Below are 21,102 nucleotides of genomic sequence, written 5' to 3' on the forward strand. Positions count from 1 at the left end.
GCGATCACACCGGCCCTTCTGCATGTGACCGCGCTGGATGCCACCAAAGTTTACGGCACGTCCGATCCGGCGCTGGGCTTCACGGTGGACGGACTTAAGTTCGCGGACACCGCGGCCTCGGTTCTTTCCGGCGCGCTGGCCCGCGATCCGGGTGAGGATGTCGAAACTTATGCCATCCGGCTCGGCTCGCTTGGGCTTATCAGTGCCAATTATACGCTGGGATTCACCTCGGCCGATTTCACCATCACGCCTGCCCCGTTGCTGGTGACCGGAGGGACGTTCAGCAAAGTCTACGGCACGCCGGATCCCCGGTTCACCTATACGGTGGATGGCCTGCGGAACGGCGACACGGCTGGCACCGTGCTGAACGGCGCGCTCGGCCGCGAGCCGGGCGAGGATGTGGGCAACTATGCCGTGCAGCAGGGCTCGCTGGGGCTGGCGACCCGCAACTATGTGCTGACTTATGTGGACGGTGTGCTGGGAATTACCCGGGCCCGACTGATCGTTACGGCCGATCCCAACGGCAAGGTGGTCGGCGAACCCGATCCGCTGCTGACCTATCGCGTGGATGGCTTGAAAAACGGCGATGGGATCGATGTGGTGACGGGCCAGCTCCTTCGCGATCCCGGCGAGGACATCGGCACGTTTCCGATCCGGCAAGGCAATCTGTCCCTCCTCAGCGGCAATTACGAATTGCAGTTCGTGGAAGGCCTGTTCACGATCGTTCAACGCCCTGGCGGTCTGGATACGTTAACGGCGCAATCCTACGATCCATGGCGGATCGACTATATCCAGCGCGGCCGTGATCCGGATACGCCGGGAGACGCGGTCTATCGCACCACGCGCTATGAAAATCCCTATATCCCCGATCCGCTGATGCGCAGCTATGCGCTGGGCTATGTCATGATCGAAAAGGGCGCCGCCTCGACTGACTGGCGTGCGGTGGACAACGATCGGACCGGCCAGCATGCCGACCGGCGGCCCGAGGGCGCGCAGCCCTGCGCGGCCGCATCGCTGACCGACGCCGTGGCCTGCCAGGCCCAAGGTTTCCTCACGGACTATTGGACGACCCGCAGATGATGCCATTTGTCCGCACATGCGGCAGCGCCGCGTTCGCGCTGTGCTGTCTGGCGCCCACCGGCGGTGCCTTCGCGCAAGCTCTTCCGGGCGCTGCGCAAGTGCCGCAGGCGCAGCGGCGTTTCGAGCCGCAAACCCCGCCGCAGCGTGACAATGCGCAGGAACTGCCGCCTCCGGTCGCGCCCACGGCCCCGCCGCCCGGCGCCGAGCAGGTGCGCTTCGTGTTGAAGGACGTCTCGTTCCCCGGGATGACTGTTTACACGCAAGAGGACCTGAAGCCGCTCTACACGGACCTGATCGGCCGTGAAGTGGCCCTGAGCGACCTCTACGCGCTGGCGGAAAAGATCACGGCCCGTTACCGGCGCGACGGCTATCTGCTCGCGCTGGCGGTGGTGGAGCCACAGGACATTTCCGACGGCCGCATCTCGCTGCGCGTGGTCGAAGGCTTCATCGACAAAGTGGAGTTCAGCGGCACGCCGCCCCGTCCCGAGCGGCTGTCACGCAACCTTGCCGCCAATATTTCCGGCTCGCGCCCGCTGCGTGCGCGGGATCTGGAGCGCAATGTGCTGCTGATCGGCGACATCCCCGGCGTCAACGTCCAGAGTGTCCTGCGTCCGTCGTCCACCACGTTCGGCGCCGCCGACCTCGAAATCGTGACGCAGCGGTTGCCGTTCGAGGGCTTCGTCAGCTTCGACAACCAGGGGTCTCGCTTCCTTGGCCCTTACGCGCTGTCGGCGGGTGTCAGCGCATACGATCGGCTTGGCATGGGTGAGCAGATCGACCTTACGGGTGCGGGCGATATCGTCGACCAGACCATGTTCTACTTTCAGGGCGCGCTTACCCTGCCGGTCAATCGCGGCGGGCCCTTTGCCGGCAATACCATCCAGTTCGCCGCGCAGTACAGCCAGTCCGAGCCCGACTTGCCTGAGGAAGTCTTCCCCTTCCACACCCGCAGCGACAATTTCGAGGGCCGGATCACGTTCTTCCAGCCCATCATCCGCTCCCGCACGGATAACCTCTCGGCCCGTATCTCGCTGATCTGGCGCGACCTTGAAAACCGCGTGACCGACCTGCCGGACGACATCCGCAATCCCACGCGCGAACATGTCCGCATGATCCAGCCACGCTTCACCTATGACGTGGTGGACGGCACGGGCGCGGTTACCATGCTGGACGTCCTGTTCAACATGGGGCTGAGCGTTCTGGGATCGAGCGAGCGCGACGATCCGCGACTGGTCCGCGTGAACGCCGATGGCAACTTCTTCTACATCAGCGGCAGCCTCGCGCGCCTGCAACCGGTCTTTGGGCATTTCGCCGTCTTCGGCCAGATGGACTTCCAGTGGAGCAACGATCCGCTGCCCACCACCGAACGCTTCGGCGTCGGCGGCCCGCGCAACGGCACCGGCTATCCGCCGGGTGCGATCACCGGGGACAGCGGCCTCAGCGTCCGGGGCGAACTGCGTTATGGCCACGAACTCTCCAACAAGTGGCTCACCGGCTTCCAGATCTACGGCCGCTACGACTACGGCTTCGCGTCCGATGTGACGAAAAGCCCCTATGACTGGAACGATCTCTCCACCATCGGCCTGGGGCTGCGCCTCAACCTGCTGAAGGCGCTGAGCTTCAATCCCGAAGTCAGTCACCAGTTGACCGGCGATCCGGCGGACTGCCTGAACTGCCGCCACGATACGCGTTTCCTGTTCAACGTGACCCAGCGCTTCTAATTGCCGTGAAAACCCATTTTGAGCAGGCTTGGAAGAGTCTCGCGCTGTGTGCGAAGATCGCGGCCGAAGCCTGAGTCACGTAATGCCATTCCAGAAGGCAAGACAAACTCGCGATCGAATTAGGTCGCCCCTTCCCTTCCGCCCATTCGCTCCATGGTTTCCGGTCCCAGCACATCCACCTCGCCCGATCAGACCGGTACCTCGGACTGTCAAAGCCTTCAGCGATTTTCAAATGCGCATGCGATGCCAGCGCAGGCGTCCGTCAATATCCCGCTGACATCCCGCTTCGCAAGCCGCCTCCCTAAACCTGCTGAAATGCATTCCGGCGCGGCATGACTGACCCCGAGATCGAGGCGCTGATGCAGATCGCCCAGTATCGCCCCTAAGACCGCGTAAGCTCTAATACGGTATAGCCAATATTCCGCAGGGCAGTGCGTCATGGGGCTGAACGGTACGATTGAACCGCCAGGAAGTTAACCGATATTGTTGCCGCGTTGATGCGGACGCACTTTGCAAACCCGAACAAGCATGCTCCCATGCCGCCAAAGGCAACTTCTCCGGCACCTGAGAATTCATCGATTGGAATGCGAGACGCAAGAATTGAGAGAGATCGGGCCGATATCGACTAATCTTTGGCCCCTCGCTGGAGAAGAATGAATGGGCATCGGCAAAAAGCTTCGCCAGCTTGGACCAGGGCTCATTACAGGCGCCGCGGATGACGATCCCAGTGGCATCGCCACCTATTCTCAAGCGGGCGCGCAGTTCGGCACCAGCCTGATGTGGACGCTGGTGTTGTGCTATCCGCTGATGGTTGCTGTACAACTCGCCAGCGCGCGGGTGGGGCGTGTCACCGGCAAAGGACTTGCGCACAGTCTCAAGACAGTCATGCCGCGCTGGCTGGTTATCTTGCTCGCATTGCTCCTTTTCGCCGCCAACACGATCAACGTGGGGGCAGACCTTGCCGCAATGGGAGAAGCAGGCGGGCTGGTTGCCCCGATCAACAAGCATCTTCTCACCGGGACTTTCGCGGTGATCTCGCTGTTCCTGCAGCTGCGTATACCGTATCATCGCTATGCCTCGTGGCTCAAATGGCTCACGCTCGTATTGTTCGCTTACGTCGCTCTCCTGTTCATGGTGAAGATCGACGGGCAGGAAGTGGTAAAAGGTATGATTATTCCCCGAATTGCGGGGAAGGACGAACTTACGACCATTGTTGCGATTTTCGGCACCACCATCAGTCCGTATCTGTTCTTCTGGCAGGCTGCGCAGGAGGTGGAGGAAATTGAACAAAAAGAGGAGCGAAAGCCTCTAACGGAAGCTGAAGAGCAAGGCGGAGATGCGCTAAGGCGCATCAGATGGGATACGTTTGCAGGGATGGCTGTGTCCAATATCGTGGCACTAGCCATCATCCTCGGCACGGCGGCAACACTCCATCATACAGGCAAGACCGATATTCAGAGCGCGGCCGACGCAGCCAAGGCGCTCCAGCCTGTGGCCGGTAACTTCGCATTTGCGATCTTCTGTCTCGGGATCGTCGGAACCGGGCTGCTCGCCGTGCCGGTGCTGGCAGGATCCTCAGCCTACGGCATTTGCGAGATTGGCGGCTGGAACGCGAGCCTTGAGGCCAAGCCGCACCGGGCCAAGGCGTTCTACTTCGTCATCGTCCTGGGCGTCTTGCTCAGCATAGGGATCGACTGGTCGCCCTTCAGCCCCATGAAAGCGCTGTTCTGGAGCGCTGTGCTCAACGGCATCGCCGCCGTGCCGGTACTCGTCGGCCTGATGATCGTTGTCGCTCGCAAACAGATCATGAAGAAATTCGTGGCGCCGCCTGCGCTTCGCGTGTTCGGATGGCTCGCCACGGTGGTCATGGCCGCTGCAGTCGCTGCGATGTTCGCGACCGCGGCGTGATATCTCGGAAGGGATGCGTCATGGAATGGCTGCACGCGATAATCGGCTCGGACGAGGGAACGCCCACTACAGCCCAGTTGTGCGCGCGCGCCGCCATCCTCTTTTTCTATGGACTGGCATGCATCCGAATCGCCGGAAGGCGTACATTCTCCAACCTCACTCCGCTCGATATCATTGTAGCTGTTATCGTAGGCTCCAACATAAGTCGCGCCATGACAGGCAAGGCGCCATTCCTGCCCTCTCTTGCAGCAACGCTGCTACTGGTAGCGCTTCACCGTCTCGTAGCGATGGCGACTGTTCGGTGGAACCCGCTGGCGAGCTTCGTCAAAGGCAAGTCGATGGTGCTTGTGCGGGACGGGCAAATCGATGACCGAGCCATGGCTCGGCACGACATAAGCCATGCCGATCTGATGGAGAGCCTGCGAATGGAGCAAGTGCTTCGGATCGAAGACGTCGAAGTCGCGACGATCGAGCGAGGGGGCAAGATCAGCGTCGTGCCGAGAAACAAACCCTGACAAGAGGATAAACCAGCACGAAGATATCAGGCGATCGGTGCGGCAGTAGCAGTTCACGCGGAGGTTGAGTTGCCGCTGGAATCCGTCAAGCTGTCCGATGAGAAATACTGTCTGCGGCGGCGCACACCGCGGTCGGTTGGGGAGTGTCCAAAGCAGGAAGAGCATGGGCAAACTTCCGAGCTGCTCGTGGTGTATCCGGTGAGAGTGTCGCACAATCGCTCACTTTGGCGGGTCCCAAGCCACAGTCTTCTCGCAAAATGCCGTTTCGTCCCGCCACCTGCTGAGTTCCAATTGCGCGGTCGCATCGGTTCGCGCACCCATGGACGCTTTCATGATTTCAAGCGCCCAATTCTGGCGTTGCTCACTTTCGGCTGCAACGGCATTGGCTGGCACCCACAGCGAATAATCCCGCATGTGGGCATCCGCGGCGGTGAAGAGAATGCAGATGTCGGCGGCGATACCGGTTAGAACCAGCCGTGTGGCACCTAGCTTTGGCAAAAGCACGGGAAGGTTCGTGGCGTAGAAGCCCGAAAACTGCGGCTTCAGGATGAAATAATCCGTGTCGCGCGGGCGCAATCTGCGCGCGATCTGATTTCCGCCCTCAAGCGCTCGTTCAATCAATACCGACCGATCCGAATGCCATTCGCCAAAGTTGTCGTTGACGTAGATGACGGGCCACTCGAGCGCGTCGAATTGCCGAATGAGCATTTCGATCGCCGGCATGATCGCAAGAGCCCGAGGCTTGAGAATATCAGCGCCCGGAAAGTCGAAACGGTTAATCATGTCGACGATCAAAAGCGCCGCGCGGCCTTGTTCGGTTTCACCCATCGCCTGCGCCGGGGCCTCTGATTTGGAACTTACCATTTCAAGCCTCCGCCAATGGACCCATGTTTATGATCCGATTTCGCCGATAACGATGATCGGCCGCTCGCAGGGGATGGGCATGTCCGCAGGAACGCTCGTCGAGCGGACGCTCTGCTTGTTGGTCTCCAGAAACATCTTCGACCAGGACATCTTGACGCACCATTGTGTCCTCGAGCAGTTGCCGTCTAATCAGGATAAAACCACTTCTCTCCACTTGCCCCGCCCGTGTGAGCAAACCGATCAGGGATCATCTACCGGCCGCTTTGGAAAAACGATCGGTCTCACGCCCTCTTACGCGTGGTTGATTTAGCCCTTCCCTTTGCAGCGGTTTTTTTGCCGTGGTTTTAGACCCCGCCTTTGGCGCCGGCTGAGTAGCCTTGAGCCCAGCGCCCAGCGACTTCTTGAGCGCCGCCATCCGATCGACCACATTGCTACCCCCGGTTTCCGCATCGCCGCTTTCCGCTCCGATATTGAGCGTCTTTCCTTTTTTCTTGCGCTCGATCAGATCCATGAGCGCGTCAACGTAGCGATCGTGAAATTCGCTTGCTTCGAATTTCCCCGTCTTCTTGTCGATGAGCGTGGTTGCAAGATCGAGGAGGTCCTCGTCGGGATCTTCCTCGCCAATCTCGCGAAAGTAGCTTGCCGCGTTATGGACTTCGTCGGCATAGCGAAGGGTCTCCATGACCATGCCGCGTCCACATGCCTTGATACTAACCCCGCACTCGCGCCCCCGCATCGCCAACTTGCCCAGACCGATCTTGTGACTGCGTCGAAGTGCTTCTCGAAGAACGACGAGCGCCTCTTCCGCCAGATCGTCGGACGGAATAACGTAGAACGGCTTTTCGAAGTAAATCATGTCGCTGTCCGGGGCATCCACAAGCTGGGTCAGTTCCAGGGTTTTCTTGCTTTCCAGCTTGACTCCTTCGATCTCCGCCTCGTCGAGCAGGACATACTCCCCTTTTGCATACTCGTAGCCCTTGACGATGTCGTTGATATCGACGGGTCCAATGCCGGGCACGACCTTTTCGCACTTGATCCTCTTGCCGGACGGCTCGTCGATCTGATTGAAAGCGATGGTAGCACCGCTTTTCGTTGCGGAGTAAATCTCGGCGGGGATCGAAACCAGCGCCAGTCGAATCTGGCCTCTCCAGTAGGGACGCGCGGCCATAAATGCCTCCTCCGGCTCATTCGGATAAAGACTTTCCGTACCTGTCGTTCCCGAGCGGCGCATAATAGTGGTCCGGCCCGCGCCGGTAGTCGAGCGCCGATGCTTTTCGAGACGGCGCGCAAATAGTTGGCCGAGGCAAACCGTCAATCACAAAGAAATTGCTCTGTCCGAACATGACGGATCAATGCCGGAGGAACGATCGCGACGGCTGCCCGCCCTTTTTTTTCGCCAGTAAGCGTGCGGTTTTGCTGCTGCACCCCTTCCGGGTCTCGTTGCGACAATATTTGCAGCAGGCGGGCTCCTTATGCTGCCTTCGCTCGTTCACTGAGCGCAGCCAAGGATCGTTTGGCGCGAAGCCGTTAATGAATGACAAACCGAATAACTAAGGCGAACGACTTACCTTTCGATATAGAACATTCGGAACCATTTGCCGGACAGATCTCGAATTATGGAGAAAAGCAATGCGCAGAATTATAAAATTGGGCTTATTATCGGCCATTGGTTATTTCCTGTACTCTAAATTCTCAACAGCAAATCACGCGGTCGAGGATGATAGAGGCCCAGTGGGTTCATCGGGCGTGGTTCGCAACGCAGGCCCGGAAGACCAATCCGGCATCCATAATGACGACTGGGACCCTCTTGATGAACAGATCGACGAGAGTTTCCCCGCAAGCGATCCGCCCGGTAGCTATTGAAGGCCGTCAAGCAGTTCGCAGTGAGAAACTGCAGTCTTCGCAGGCTGCTTTAGTGGTGGACCCGGAGCCTGGCGTCCGCTTTCATCTACCGCAGCTTCGCGGCGTTCGCACGGAATAGAGGACTACCCGGCCGTCCGGCGGTAGTTAGCCGATGCGACGACGCCACGCGATCACCCGAGACGACTTCGGGGAGCCGATGGCGGCCCATTAATTGATGAGTTTGGGTAAGGCGCCAGCGCTGCGGCGCAGGACACCGGCAATAATTGTTCCTCCGCCAAAAGGCGCGAGACAATGCAAATCGCACCCGGTGGATACCCCCGCCGGCAGATTGAGCAGCAAATCAGCGCAGGCAGCGCCGTGCCATTTGCGCTGCGCAATGAGAATGGACGGCCGCCGGGCTTCTAAGATATCACGCCGGGTATTTTGACCGATAGATCCGTCCCTTGTCCCCCGCCCTTCACTTCATCGCTCGCAAGCGGAACAAAATAGACCGCACAGCCTTGAGACTGAATGGCGCCACTGCTTGATTGCCTTATCGTTGGAGGCGGCCCTGCGGGCCTCACTGCGGCCATCTACCTGGCCCGTTTCCATTTGGCCCTGCGCATCGTCGATGCGGGAGATAGTCGTGCGGCCCTGATTCCCCTCACACGCAATCATGCCGGTTACCCGGGCGGAATTTCTGGCAGGGAATTGCTGCGCCGCATGCGCGAGCAGGCAGCCGAGTTCGGCGCGGAGGTCATATCGGGAACGATCGAGAGGATCGAATGGCAGGGCAGCGCCTTCAGCGCCGATCTGGGCGGCCGGGCCCTGCAGGCTCGCACGATCCTCCTTGCGACCGGCGTCGTCAACAATCGGCCCGATCTTGCTCCTTCGCTGCACGACCACGCACTTGCGAGAGGTCTGATCCGGTACTGCCCGATCTGCGATGGCTATGAAGTGACGGACAAGAACGTCGGAGTTCTGGGCACGCACAGCCATGGCTGCAACGAAGCGATCTTCCTGAGAATGTTCACCAAGAACGTAACGTTGATCGCACCTGACAGTTTGCATGATCTATCTCCAACCGAGCGGGAAAGGCTTGGTGGCCTGAACGTCCGCATCGTTGACGGGCCCTGTGCAACCTTGCGGGTTGAGCACGATGCGATTGTGGTTCCTACGCCTGCCGGAAATATTCCGTTCGACACGCTTTACCCTGCGCTGGGATCGCGCATTCGCTCGGAACTGGCGATCGCGCTCGGTGCCCGGGTCAGCCCGGATGGGTGTCTCCTGGTCGATCCGCATCAGCGCACGAGTATTCCCGGGCTTTATGCCGCGGGCGATGTCAGCAAAGGTCTTGACCAGATCAGCCACGCGATGGGTGAAGCGGGCGTAGCAGCCACAACAATCCGAAACGACCTTGCAGAGAATGGTCCCCTCGCCCGCTGACGCACCCCGCCGCGCAGCAACAAAGTAGGCCGGTCCAGCGTTTTCATGGCAGGTGCGATTGCCGTATCGGTCGCTCTTGCGGCCTTGATTTTCAGGAATTTTGCATGGATCGCTTTTTCACTGCAATCGCGTCGAAAGCCGCGAATTGGATGGGCCACCCGCTGGCCTTCGTATTATCGCTCGCCGGCGTGATCCTGTGGGCCGCAAGCGGGCCCGCCCTGCACTACTCCGACACCTGGCAACTGCTCATCAACACCGCCACTACCGTAATGACGTTCCTCGCGGTGTTCCTCATCCAGAACAGCCAAAACCGCGACGGCGCAGCGATGCAGGCCAAACTCGACGAAATCCTCAGGTCACTGGAACAAGCCAGGTCGCAGTTCGTGGGCATCGAGCATTTGACCGACGCGCAGATCTGCGAAATCCGCAACGCACTTGAGAAAGACATTCGTTCCGAAGACGACAAGGACCGCACAGTCACGCGGACCGTCGACAGCTTGTTGGCGCGATACTGAAGTCCCGTGTTTTGGGCCGCCCAGCGCCGACCTAAGGGGATGCATCTTGAACGAAATCGCCAATTGGATCGCCCCAATCGCGACGATGATCGCCGCGATGATGACGGCCGCCAATCTGGGCGCACGCGTGACGGGGTGGGGCTTTGCGGTTTTCACGCTTGGCTCCATTTGCTGGACGATCGTCGGCTTCACGTCCGGCCAGCCGAATCTGATCATCGCGAATGCGTTCCTGACGCTCGTCAATCTTGCCGGCATCTGGCGGTGGCTCGGACGACAGCGCGCACACGAGGACGGCGCCCGATCCGCCGCCGTGGCTAGCCGGAAATCAACGGTTCCCACGCTGTTTCCGGCCACGGGGATGGCGGGAATGCCCGTGGTGGCGGCAGACGGCACCGCGCTAGGCAAGGCGATTGAGGCGCTTATCGAATGCCAGTCGGGCGCAGTTAGCTACGCCGTAGTGGCGACCAGTACGATCGGCGGACTGGAGGAAGTGTTGCGGCCCGTTCCCGCCACGGTGATCGCCTTTGGTTGTGACCTGCTGACGCTGACGATTTCCCAAGCCGAATTTGAGCGTATCGAGCCGCTCACAAGCGATGACTGGCCCGCCTCGGCTGAGCTTACGATGGGCAAATTGTCCGCATAAACCCGTATGAAAAAACGATATATCGATACCGCCCGTCGTATCGACCCCGCCCCCATGCAGGGAAGCGAGATACCGTCGCACAGTGCACGTTTCCTGCGAAGTCCACCGCGATACAGAAGGCCCGACGGGTCTATGTTCGGCCGGGCCAACCTCACACAGCGTTTCACGAGCGCTTTGATCTTTGTGATTAAATCCTCCTGCTGAAAAAGAATGCCCCTTACAATGCGAACAAATGTCGACCCCGGCCATTTCCGATGGGCAGCAATCTTCTGCGCGGGGTGTCATGAATATTCAACAATGGCTTTCAATCGGCCTTTTATGCGGGATGATGACGCTGTTCATCTGGGGCCGCTTCCGGTTTGACGTCACTGCGGTGATTGCCTTGCTCGCCAGCGTTGCGCTGGGACTTGTGCCGCCAGACAAGGCATTTTCCGGTTTTTCCGACGACATCGTCATTATCGTCGCCTCCGCGCTGATATTGTCGGCGGCGGTCCAGCGCTCCGGATTGGTGGAACTGGCGGTTGACCGACTGGCAGACCGTTTGCACCGACCCGGCTCTCAGCTCTTCGCCTTGACGGCGCTTGTCGGTGCGGCCTCCGGGCTGATCAAGAATATCGGCGCTCTTGCAATGCTAATGCCCGCCGCTTCGCAATTGGCAAAGCGGAGTGAAACCAATCCATCCCGGTTTTTCATGCCCATGGCTTTCGCTTCGCTCCTGGGCGGGCTGACGACCATGGTGGGAACTTCTCCGAACATTATCGTCAGCCGCGTGCGGGAAGAGATGACGGGCCAGCCCTTCCGCATGTTCGACTACTTGCCGACGGGGCTCGGATTGCTCGTTATCGGCCTGGCCTTCTTGCAGTTCGGCAAACGGCTCCTGCCGGAACGTCAGGCGCCTGTCACCATGGGAGAGGCGCTCAATATCTCGGCCTACACGACCGAGGCGACAGTGGCGGCGCAGGCGTCGATTATCGGAGATACGGTCGGGTCTTTCGTCGACAGCCAGGAAGGTTCGGTCGAAGTGACGGCGGTATTGCGGCATGGGCTTCGCGCCGAGGTGTTGCCCGATACGATGATCGAGGAAAATGACATCTTGATCCTGATGGGCGATCCCGATGCTCTGGAACGCGCGATCGCCGGCGCGGGCCTCATACTCCACGAACCTGATGCTTCGGATCACCCGGACGATCAGACTGGCGTTATCGAAGCCGTTGTCACCGCCGGATCCGTCCTGGTTGGGTCCAATGCCGGCCGGCTGATGCTGAAGGAGCGTATGGGCCTAAGGCTCATCGCGATCTCCCGCGAGGGCTCGCGGCTTAAAAACAAGCCCAGCGGAGTCAAAATACAGGCCGGCGATATCGTCGTGCTGCAGGGCGATCTCGACGCAATGCCGAGCCAGCTTTCCCAACTTGGAGTGCTGGCTCTGGCGCAGCGACCGATCCGCCTGGGACGCGAGCGCAAGGGGTGGCTCGCTATCGTCATCCTCGCCAGCGCCATGATCGCAACCGCCTCCGGGCTCGTGCCGGTCGCATTCGCGTTTTTCGCCGGAGCCGGTGTTGTCCTCATTACCGGAGCTTTGCCAGCCGAGGATGCTTACAAGGCGATCGAATGGCCAATCCTCATCATGCTGGGTGCGCTCATCCCCGTCAGCGAAACGCTTCAGACCACCGGAGCTTCAAACGTACTCGCGGTCGAATTGGCCCGATTGGCTTCGCATCTGCCGCCGTGGGGCGCCGTGGCGATGGTGCTCCTGATTTCGATGGCAGTGACGCCCTTCCTCAACAATGCCGCGACAGTTCTCGTGATGGCACCTATCGCGGCCGTGTTTGCCCATGATCTGGGATATCGACCGGACGCGTTTCTGATGGCTACGGCAATTGGTGCAGGGTGCGATTTCCTGACGCCGATCGGTCATCAGTGCAATACCCTTGTCATGGGCCCCGGAGGCTATCGATTTACAGATTATGCGCGCCTGGGTGCGCCGCTGTCATTGCTTGTTCTCCTCGCAGGACCACCCCTCATTATGACGTTTTGGCCCGTATGATGAGGTTGGCCTTCCCCGCGCGGTGTCGCGCCGAAATTTGCCTTACGCCGACCTGCACAAACATGAGAACCGGGTCAGTTCGTATCCTTGGTCGGAACATTGCGATTTCGCCACGGGCTAAGCGTCTGCGCAGCTTCGCTCATTGCCCAAGCCTTTCCCAGCTCGCTGACCAAGCGTGAACGTTCGACCGCCTTTGCAGATGCGTCGCGCAACCGGAGCAGAAAACTGGGATGCACGGTTACAACAAGCTGCCTTCCTTCCCAGCACATTACATTCCCTCGCAGGGGACCCAGCGTTTGCCGTTTGCCGAGAACCGCTTGCAAGGCTGTTGCTCCAAGGGTCACGAGAACAGCAGGATCGACGAGTCTGATTTCCTGTTCCAGCCACCAGCGATAATGGACAATCTCATCGCTGGTGGGCCTTTGGTGAAGCCGCCGTTTGCCTCGCTGAGCGAACTTGAAACGCTTGACCGCGTTGGTAACGAATACCCGGTTGCGCGGGATGGCCGCTTCTTGAAGGCATGCGTCGAGCAATTTTCCTGCGGGTCCAACGAAAGGCAACCCTGCGCGGTCCTCCTGATCGCCCGGTTGTTCGCCTATCAGCATCAAGCGGGCATGGACCGGTCCCTTTCCTAGGACCAAGCGATCTGAAAACCGCGATGTGGGCGGCATGTCCTCGTCCTGCAGAGTCTTGTAGAGGGCATCCAGATTCTGGAACTGCGTTTCTTTCCTTTCTCCACCAGAGCGCGGTGGGCCCTGTGCTGACGATCGCGATCTAGCTGTCGGGCACATCAGCGTTGTCCTGGTCGACCTCCCGGATCTGCCCCGGCGGCGCAGCGCCCTGCGACTTGCCCTTCGATGGAGATCCGCTCCCTTTTGCGTCCGTCGCGGATTTGGGCGGCTCGCCTTCTCTTGCGGGGGGCCTGATCATCTCATCCTCGACTTCCCGGTTCTTTGGCCGTGACCGATCATTCTCCATTCCAGCCTCCTCTGGCGGTGATACTTTCCAGACAAATAACCACCGGCCCCGCGACGTCGTTCCAGACGGCAATGCTTGCGCCTGCATTTCGCCGCAGATGGCTGCCCGGCCAGCGGCTCGCACCTTGCAAGCGCCGAAGTTCCTACGGAACACGATCTGCTCGTTCAGACAGCCAGAAAAAGGCTTTCGATGCTCGGTGCCCGCCGATTTCGGCAAATGGGCGCGCGACATACCCATCTCAAGGTTGCGTGAGGAACCTATCGGCGCCGAGCTCGTTCCTCCCGCACAGGCAGGGAGGGTCAACTGGCACAGATATTCCCTCCCGCAGCTGATACCTGGTTGCGGATCGGCGCAATGATGACATGTCTTGCGGCAGCGGTGTTAGCGATTGCCGGCTGGGCGCGTGTCCGTTCACCCTATGAAACCGAGCAGGGCTGGGTCCAGCACCAGCCGGTCCCCTTCAGTCACAAGCACCATGTGGCCGATATCGGCCTTGATTGCCGCTATTGCCATGCCGGCGTGGAGACGAGCGCTGAGGCGGGCCTGCCCTCTACCCATGTCTGCATGACCTGTCACTCGCAGCTGTGGACCGGCGCCGATGTGCTTGCGCCCGTCCGGCAGAGCCTCGCGTCGGGACAGCCACTCGTCTGGCACCGGGTGTCGCAGCTCCCGGACTATGTCTATTTCAATCATTCGATCCATGTTGCCCGGGGCGTTGCTTGTGCAGAATGCCATGGCCGCATCGACAAGATGGCGCTCACCTTTCGTGCCCAGCCCTTCGAGATGCAGTTCTGCATCGATTGTCACCGCGATCCCGCCCCTCACCTCGGACCTCCCGATCGCGTTACCAGGATGACGCCGCTCGGTTGGTCGGAAGCCGACAAGCGTCGCTATGGCGAGCGGGTGATGGCCGCCCATCGCATCGATCCCAAGACCCTTGTCAATTGCGGGATTTGTCACCGATGAGCGGCGAGCCCTCACTCGAGACCGCCCTCTCGGCACTACGCAGCGCGCGCGGCCGCGCGTTCTGGCGCGGGCTCGACGATCTGATCGAACGCGCCGACGTGCGGGAACGCCTTGCCCAGGAATTTCCGGCGCTTGGCGGCGCGGCGAGCGACTGGCGGCGCCGCGACGTCCTGAAATGCCTTGGCGGAGCGCTGGCGCTCGCCGGCCTCGACGGGTGCGAGCGATCTCCGGACGAAGATGCGCTGCCTTATGTGGTGCAGCCCGATGGCGAAGTGCCCGGTATTGCGCGCTATTACGCAACGGCAGTGGAACTGGACGGCATCGCGCAGCCGGTGATGGGAAAAACACGGATGGCGCGGCCGATCAAACTGGAGGGCAATCTCCATCATCCGGCAAGCGGGGGGGCAACCGATGCCTTTACCCAGGCGGCTCTCCTGGGACTCTATGATCCCGAGAGGTCGAAAGCGCCCGCGTTCCGAGGCAGCGAGACCGACTGGACGCATGTGGATGCCGCAATCAGCAGTCTGCGCGCTGGCCTCGATAAAAGCGGCGGCGCGGGCTTTCGCCTCCTGACCGGGCCGGTGGGCTCGCCCACTCTGCAGCGCCAGATCGGCGAGATCATGGCTCGCTGGCCGCGGGCCCGGTGGCACGAATGGTCCCCCCTCCAGCGCCGCACGCAAGGCCTGCTTCTCGACAGCGCGCAAGTCGTCGTCGCGCTGGACGACGATATCATCGGTCCCGGCCCTTTCCAGACCTGTCACGCCAGGCGCTGGGCCGAGCGGCGGCGCGCATATCAGGCCGGACAAGGCAGCGCGCTGATGTTCGTTGCCGAGCCAAGCCCGACGATCACCGGAGTCACGGCAACGGACCGTTTGCCGGTGCGGCAGGACCGGATCGCAGTCCTGATCTCCGCGCTGGAGGCTGCGCTTGACGAACGGCCAGCACCGGCGGTTCTCAACACACGGGAAGCGGGGTGGATAAAAACCGTCGCCAAGGCGCTCGACCTGCATCGCGGTCAGGGGGTGATCGCGCTCGGCGCGCATCATGCCGCCGATCTCCATGACGCCGTACGGCGGATCGCGGCCCGGCTCGGCAATCCCCAGCCCGACCTTCCCGCCGAGGGTGAGGACCTTTCCGCGCTTGTCGCCGATATGAGCCAGGGCGCAGTGACAGCGTTGTTCGTGCTGGATGCCAATCCCGTCTACGCGAACCCAAGTTTTGCGCCAGCAATGAAAAAGGTGCGCTTACGCATCCATGCCGGTCTCCACGCCGACGAGACCGCCGCCCATGCCGACTGGCACCTGCCGCTTGCCCATGCGCTCGAGAGCTGGAGCGACGGGCGCTGCGCGGACGGATCGGCGACGATTACCCAGCCATTGGTCCGCCCCTGGCTGGCGGTTCGATCGCGCCATGCCTTGCTGAGCGGTCTCCTTGGCGCCGAGCAGACGGGCCTCGAGATCGTACGTCAAACCTGGGAACTGGACGATGAGCGTTGGCGCCAGACACTGCTTCAGGGCTGGATCGCAGCCCCGCCTCCCGCGGCGGCCGCCTCAGTCCACCCGATCACAAAGGGCTCGGAGGTGCCCGCGCCAAGAGACGAGGGCCTGACCGTGATCGTCCGTCCGGATCCCTGTGTCTGGGACGGCCAGTTCGCCTCCAACCCCTGGCTCCAGGAACTTCCCAAGCCGCTGACGAAGATCGCCTGGGGCAGTGCCATCCACGTAAGCCCGGCTCTCGCGCAAACGCTGGAGCTCAGGAACGAGGATGTCGTGCGCCTGTCGGTTGGCGATCGCAGCGTGGAGGGACCTGTCTGGATCCTGCCCGGCCAGCAGCGTGACACCATCTTGGTGCATCTGGGTCATGGTCGGACCCTTGGCGGCCGCGTTGCCCAAGGCATCGGTTTCAATGCCTGGCCGCTGGTCGGGGCTACGGGCGAGGTGCGGCTCGAAAAAACCGGACGGAGCGAACAGGTCGCCTCTACCCAGCACCATTTCGCGATGGAGGACGACGAGTTTGTCCGTTTTGTCGATGCCGCCGGCGACAAGCTGCCGCAGGAGCCGCCGCGTTTCAGTTTCTTTCCGCCGCAAAAATCGAGCCCCGCCTGGGGCATGGCGATCGATCTTGATCTCTGCATCGGTTGCAACGCGTGCGTCGTCGCCTGCGTTGCCGAAAACAATATCCCGATGGTCGGCAAGGAGCAGGTTGCAAAAGGCCGGGAAATGCACTGGATCCGTGTCGACCGGTATTATGAGGGCTCGGCAGAGGATCCGGAACACGTGTTCCAGCCGGTGACCTGCATGCACTGCGAGGATGCGCCCTGCGAAATGGGGTGCCCGGTCAACGCGACGGTTCATAGCCCGGAGGGTCTCAACCTTCAGGTCTACAATCGCTGCATCGGTACACGCACGTGTTCGGCCTATTGCCCGTACAAGGTTCGGCGATTCAACTGGTTCGACCTGACCGGCGGCGATCCACCGGAACTTCGCGCCGTGCGCAATCCCGAAGTCACCGTGCGCGGGCGCGGGGTGATGGAAAAGTGCACCTATTGCATCCAGCGGATCAGCGCGGCCCGGATCGAGGCGAAGAAAGAGGACAGGCCGATCGCCGAAGGCGAAGTGGTCACCGCCTGCCAGGCGGCCTGTCCCACACAGGCGATTGTATTTGGAGACGTATCACGCGCCGAGAGTGCGGTCTCGAAGCGCAAGGCCAATGGCCGCGATTACGAGCTGCTTCGCGAGGCCAATACCCGCCCGCGCACGACCTATCAGGCGCGGATCCGGCGCGGGGATATGGCATGACCGATCCCGCGCAGCAACAGGCCGCCGCGCAGCGGATCGCCGCGATCCCGACCCGTTTTCCCGCCCCGATGGGCTGGTGGGTGATGTTCCTGTTCGCACTTTGCCTGCTCGCCCTTTTCTTCGTGTCCGTCGCGGTCCTGTTTGCCAGGGGGCCCGGCATCTGGGGCAACAATATTCCGGTCGGCTGGGGTTTTCCCATTTCCAACTACATCTGGTGGCTGGGTATCGGTCACGCCGGAACGCTGATTTCCGCAATGCTGCTATTGGTGGGCCAACAATGGCGCAATTCGCTCAACCGCTTTGCCGAGGCGATGACGCTGTTCGCAGTGATGTGCGCGGGTCTCTACCCGATCCTGCACCTCGGCCGCCCCTGGCGGTTCTACTGGATGGCCCCCTACCCCAGCACCATGGGCATATGGCCCCAGTTCAGGAGCCCGCTGACCTGGGATTTCTTCGCGGTGCTGACCTATCTCATCGTGTCGGTGCTGTTCTGGTATATCGGGATCGTGCCCGATCTTGCCGCTGCCCGCGACCGGGCCGAGAAGCGACGCTGGCAGATCTTCTTCGGCCTCGGCGCGCTGGGTTGGCGCGGTTCGGCCGCGCATTGGCACCGCTGGCAGCAAAGCTATCGCCTGACCGCGGCCATAGCTGTGCCGCTTGTCGTCTCGGTCCACTCGGAAATCTCGCTGCTGATGGCCGCGGGACCGGTGCCCGGATGGGTCTCGACCGTGTTCCCACCCTACTTCGTGCTCGGCGCCGCATTTTCGGGCTTTGCGGTCGTCTCGATGCTGACGCTCTGGTTGCGGGCCATGCTGAAGCTTGGCGCTCTTGTTACGCCGCGCCATCTGAACATGCTGGGTATCCTGCTGCTCGCGACCGGCCTGATGACGGCCTATGGCTACCTGGCCGAGGTCTTCACCGCCGCCTGGTCGGGCGGGCGAGAAGCGGAAACCATGTGGGACCGTTTCGTCGGCCCCTATGCCTGGAGTTATTGGGGCGCAGTCGTCTTCAATTTCGTGCCGCTGCAAGCGTTGTGGTGGGCGCGCGTCCGCACCTCTCCAATCGCGCTCTTTCTGATCGGCCTCAGCGTCGCCGTCGGCATGTGGCTGGAGCGCTATATGCTGCTGGTTTCCTCGCTCTACCGTGACTGGCTGGAAAGCTCCGAAGGATTGTTCAGGCCGACTTTCTGGGACTGGAGTCTCTATGCGGGAACGCTGGGGCTGTTCCTCACCTGCTTCCTGCTGTTTATCCGCTTCTTGCCGGTGATCTCCGCGTTCGAGGTGCGTGAGGAAGCGCAGGAGGCTCTCGATGGCTGAGCTCTATGCTCTCATGGCCGAGTTCGAGAGCCCGGGCCGCCTGCTCGATGCAGCGCGCCGGCTCCGTTCCCAGGGCTGGAACCGGTTGGAAGCCTTCACGCCCTTCCCGGTAGAAGGACTGGATCGGCTGCTCGGCTACACCGACAATGCCGTTGCACGCGCAATGATGATCGGCGGCACGGTGGGCGCGCTCGCGGCTTTCCTGATGCAGGCCGGGATCAACCTGGCCTACCCGCTCTGGATCGGCGGGCGGCCGCTGATCGCGGTTCCCGCCTTCATGCTGATCTGTTTCGAGATGCTGGTGCTGGGCGCCGTCCTCTCGGGGATTGCGACGATGTTCATTGCCAACCGGTTGCCCCGTCTCAACCATCCGGTTTTTGCCGCGGATCGCTTCGACCTTTCCGCCGAGCGGTTCTTCCTGGCGATCCTGCCGGACGCGGGGTTTGACCGCGACGCTGCCGGCAAGGCTTTGGCCGCACTCACGCCGCGTGCCATTATCGAGGTGCAGCTATGAAAGCGTCGTGCCTCGTGTCTCTGATGGTCCTCCTGCCGCTGCTGTGCGGGTGTCACCAGAACATGGAGCAGCAGTCCCGCTACGATGATTTCGAGCGCTCGCCGCTGAATGCCAATGGCAGCGCCATGCAAGCACCGCCCGACGGTACGGTGGCGCAGGATACGGCTGCCGCCATTCTTCAGGAACAGCGACCGGCGATGACGCCGGCCCTCATCGCGCGTGGCCGCGAGCGATACGGCATCTACTGTTCTATGTGTCATGGAATTGACGGGCGAGGCGACGGAATCGTCCCTGCGCGAGGGTTTCCCCGGCCGCCGAGCTATCTCGAGCCCCGTCTGATCGCGGCTTCTCCTGCGCATTTCTACACGGTCATCACCGACGGCTACGGCGTAATGTATGGCTATGCGGACCGGGTAGCGCCGCGCGATCGGTGGGCAATCGCTGCCTATGTTCGCGCGCTCCAGACAGCGGGCAGCGCCCATGGGCATTAGACTGTCCCGGGCCGATCTGTGGACACTCGCCATCGCTGCGCTCTGCGCGGCGGCCGCGCTCGCGCTGACATGGTTCGATCCCGGAGCAGCGCTGACGGGGTGGCTCGGGGCGGCGACGGCCTTTGCGGGACTTCCTGCCGGTTCGCTCTGCCTGCTTGCGATGATGAAGCTGATCCCGGGCGCGTGGGGAGAGGCGCTGCGTCTCACATGCGAGGCCGGGACAATGCTCGCCCTGCCCGCGTTCATAACGTTCCTGCCGGTCATGGCCGGAACAGCGTTCATCTACCCGTGGATGAGCCACCGCCCGGATACCGCGTTCCAGATCTTCTGGCTCGGACCGTTTGCCTTTGCCCTGCGCACGGTCCTGTGGTTCGCACTGCTGTGGGGCGCGGCGCGCAGCATACGCGCGCGCCGCCGCAGCCGGGCTATCGCGGTCGCCGCTCTGATTGCCTTGCCGGTTCTGGGAAGTCTGGTCGCTGTCGACTGGCTGATGTCGCTCGATCTGAAATTCGCATCGTCGGCCTTCGGGCTCCAGATGCTGATACTCTCGCTGTGTCTTGCCTATTGCGCGCTGCTGATGTTTCGGATCGCGATCGGCAGCCGGCCTTATCGAATTGGCGTGCTGGGCGCCTTGCTGCTCACTCTCCTGCTCATTTGGGCGTATATCCAGTTTTTGACCTTTTTCATTTCATGGTCGCCCGGGTTGCCGGAAGGCGCGGAATGGTATGGCCGCCGGGCAGGAGGCTGGGACCTGGCGGAATGGGCCTTCGCGCTGCTCGGCGCAATTCCGCTCATCATGCTGCTGTTTGCCGCAATTCGCGCGGACGCGGTCTGGCTGCTGCGTCTGAGCGTTCTCGTGATCGCCGGAAAGCTCATCGAATTTGCATGGTTCGCCCTGCCAGGACGGGGCGTGATTGCTGTCGTAAGTTTCCTGCTTGCAAGCCTTGCCTTCTCCCTTCTCGCATCGGCTGCGCTGGGCCTCGCCTTGCGCCGGCGTATCGCGCGGAGGGCTCCAAAATGACCCGGCCGCTCCACGCCAAGACCCGGGTCCAGCGAGGCCGCTCACAGCATGCCGACCCCGCGAGCCACGCGCGCGAATATGAGCGGAGCGATGCGCCGCCGGTCAAAGTTGCGCTGGTCGTCGCGGTATTCATGATGCTCGTGCCCACCGCGCTTGGCGCGGCGGGGCTCGTCGCCAGCGTCTGGCAAAGCCGTGGGCCCACCCCTTCCGTAGCGGGCCGCACCCAGGTTCAGCCCCCGCCGCCGCATCTGCTTGCTGACCCGCCGGCCGAACGCGAAGGGATCGAGCAGGCCGCCGCTCAGCGCCTGCAACAAGGGCCCGAGACGATCGACAAGGCCATGGCCGATGTCGCCCGGCGCGGCTGGAACGATGAGGGCGCGCCGCCGGCGCAGCAGGGCGCGCGCGGTCACGGGAAGATGCCGCAATGAGGCGCGCCCTTT

At 61.7% G+C, this 21,102-nt stretch carries 19 protein-coding genes; 16 read left to right on the top strand and 3 right to left on the bottom strand.

Annotated elements, in window-relative coordinates; all coding sequences use genetic code 11:
• The 4 genes from EDF56_RS26110 to EDF56_RS23550 all read left to right on the top strand — a co-directional run.
• The coding region (locus EDF56_RS26110) for an MBG domain-containing protein (protein ID WP_279389735.1) at nt 1-1,080 on the top strand (1,080 nt) is incomplete at its 5' end.
• Nucleotides 1,077-2,801, top strand: a complete 1,725-nt coding sequence (locus EDF56_RS23540) for a ShlB/FhaC/HecB family hemolysin secretion/activation protein (RefSeq protein ID WP_132392215.1) — start codon at nt 1,077-1,079, stop codon at nt 2,799-2,801. The genes EDF56_RS26110 and EDF56_RS23540, both read left to right, overlap by 4 nt.
• A gap of 657 nt (nt 2,802-3,458) precedes the next feature.
• Nucleotides 3,459-4,709: an Nramp family divalent metal transporter gene (locus tag EDF56_RS23545; protein ID WP_132392217.1), complete on the top strand. Its 1,251-nt coding sequence runs from the start codon at nt 3,459-3,461 to the stop codon at nt 4,707-4,709.
• A gap of 20 nt (nt 4,710-4,729) precedes the next feature.
• Entirely contained in the window at nt 4,730-5,224 is a 495-nt protein-coding gene (locus EDF56_RS23550) for a YetF domain-containing protein (protein ID WP_165912354.1), read from the top strand.
• Between the two features lie 219 nt (nt 5,225-5,443).
• Here EDF56_RS23550 and EDF56_RS23555 read toward each other — a convergent pair whose 3' ends face one another.
• Together EDF56_RS23555 and EDF56_RS23560 are read right to left on the bottom strand one after the other, a co-directional pair.
• The gene (locus EDF56_RS23555) at nt 5,444-6,088 is read right to left on the bottom strand and encodes an isochorismatase family cysteine hydrolase (RefSeq protein WP_243652816.1); all 645 of its coding nucleotides are present in this window, start codon (nt 6,086-6,088) and stop codon (nt 5,444-5,446) included.
• Nucleotides 6,089-6,335: 247 nt separating this feature from the next.
• Entirely contained in the window at nt 6,336-7,256 is a 921-nt protein-coding gene (locus tag EDF56_RS23560; protein WP_132392221.1) for a Ku protein, read from the bottom strand.
• Nucleotides 7,257-7,717: 461 nt separating this feature from the next.
• On the opposite strand from EDF56_RS23560, the gene EDF56_RS23565 reads away from it, so the two are divergent.
• The 5 genes from EDF56_RS23565 to EDF56_RS23585 all read left to right on the top strand — a co-directional run bounded on the left by EDF56_RS23565 (nt 7,718) and on the right by EDF56_RS23585 (nt 12,578).
• Nucleotides 7,718-7,951 carry a hypothetical protein gene (locus EDF56_RS23565; RefSeq protein ID WP_132392223.1) on the top strand — a complete coding sequence of 78 codons (234 nt, stop codon included), beginning with the start codon at nt 7,718-7,720 and terminating at the stop codon, nt 7,949-7,951.
• A 510-nt stretch (nt 7,952-8,461) separates the two neighbouring features.
• Nucleotides 8,462-9,376 (top strand): NAD(P)/FAD-dependent oxidoreductase, encoded by a 915-nt coding sequence (locus tag EDF56_RS23570; protein WP_132392225.1) that lies wholly within the window; start codon nt 8,462-8,464, stop codon nt 9,374-9,376.
• A 104-nt stretch (nt 9,377-9,480) separates the two neighbouring features.
• Nucleotides 9,481-9,891, top strand: a complete 411-nt coding sequence (locus EDF56_RS23575; RefSeq protein ID WP_132392227.1) for a low affinity iron permease family protein — start codon at nt 9,481-9,483, stop codon at nt 9,889-9,891.
• A 46-nt stretch (nt 9,892-9,937) separates the two neighbouring features.
• Entirely contained in the window at nt 9,938-10,534 is a 597-nt protein-coding gene (locus tag EDF56_RS23580; RefSeq protein ID WP_347813001.1) for a PRC-barrel domain-containing protein, read from the top strand.
• Between the two features lie 283 nt (nt 10,535-10,817).
• The gene (locus EDF56_RS23585; protein ID WP_132392359.1) at nt 10,818-12,578 is read left to right on the top strand and encodes an SLC13 family permease; all 1,761 of its coding nucleotides are present in this window, start codon (nt 10,818-10,820) and stop codon (nt 12,576-12,578) included.
• Nucleotides 12,579-12,652: 74 nt separating this feature from the next.
• On the opposite strand, the gene EDF56_RS23590 is transcribed toward EDF56_RS23585, so the two are convergent.
• Complete coding sequence (locus EDF56_RS23590; RefSeq protein ID WP_132392229.1) at nt 12,653-13,369, bottom strand: UdgX family uracil-DNA binding protein; 717 nt, start codon at nt 13,367-13,369, stop codon at nt 12,653-12,655.
• Between the two features lie 541 nt (nt 13,370-13,910).
• Here EDF56_RS23590 and EDF56_RS23595 point away from each other — a divergent pair.
• From EDF56_RS23595 to EDF56_RS23625, 7 genes are read left to right on the top strand one after another with little or no spacing between them, the layout of a single operon-like run.
• The gene (locus tag EDF56_RS23595) at nt 13,911-14,522 is read left to right on the top strand and encodes a cytochrome c3 family protein (RefSeq protein ID WP_243652817.1); all 612 of its coding nucleotides are present in this window, start codon (nt 13,911-13,913) and stop codon (nt 14,520-14,522) included.
• The gene (locus EDF56_RS23600) at nt 14,519-17,320 is read left to right on the top strand and encodes a TAT-variant-translocated molybdopterin oxidoreductase (RefSeq protein WP_132392233.1); all 2,802 of its coding nucleotides are present in this window, start codon (nt 14,519-14,521) and stop codon (nt 17,318-17,320) included. The genes EDF56_RS23595 and EDF56_RS23600 overlap by 4 nt, the downstream gene beginning before the upstream one ends.
• Nucleotides 17,317-18,636: an NrfD/PsrC family molybdoenzyme membrane anchor subunit gene (gene nrfD, locus EDF56_RS23605; protein WP_132392235.1), complete on the top strand. Its 1,320-nt coding sequence runs from the start codon at nt 17,317-17,319 to the stop codon at nt 18,634-18,636. The genes EDF56_RS23600 and nrfD overlap by 4 nt, the downstream gene beginning before the upstream one ends.
• Before the next feature lie 13 nt (nt 18,637-18,649).
• Nucleotides 18,650-19,150 (top strand): DUF3341 domain-containing protein, encoded by a 501-nt coding sequence (locus tag EDF56_RS23610; RefSeq protein WP_165912355.1) that lies wholly within the window; start codon nt 18,650-18,652, stop codon nt 19,148-19,150.
• Nucleotides 19,151-19,173: 23 nt separating this feature from the next.
• Nucleotides 19,174-19,641 carry a cytochrome c gene (locus EDF56_RS23615; protein ID WP_207905021.1) on the top strand — a complete coding sequence of 156 codons (468 nt, stop codon included), beginning with the start codon at nt 19,174-19,176 and terminating at the stop codon, nt 19,639-19,641.
• On the top strand, nt 19,631-20,662 hold the full coding sequence (locus tag EDF56_RS23620) for a hypothetical protein (protein WP_132392241.1): 1,032 nt from the start codon (nt 19,631-19,633) through the stop codon (nt 20,660-20,662). The genes EDF56_RS23615 and EDF56_RS23620 overlap by 11 nt, the downstream gene beginning before the upstream one ends.
• Nucleotides 20,659-21,090 carry a hypothetical protein gene (locus tag EDF56_RS23625; protein WP_132392243.1) on the top strand — a complete coding sequence of 144 codons (432 nt, stop codon included), beginning with the start codon at nt 20,659-20,661 and terminating at the stop codon, nt 21,088-21,090. Before EDF56_RS23620 ends, EDF56_RS23625 begins: the two co-directional genes overlap by 4 nt.
• Nucleotides 21,091-21,102: the final 12 nt, after the last annotated feature.

Origin of the sequence: Novosphingobium sp. PhB165, from assembly GCF_004341845.1 — a bacterium.
Taxonomy (GTDB): Bacteria; Pseudomonadota; Alphaproteobacteria; order Sphingomonadales; family Sphingomonadaceae; genus Novosphingobium.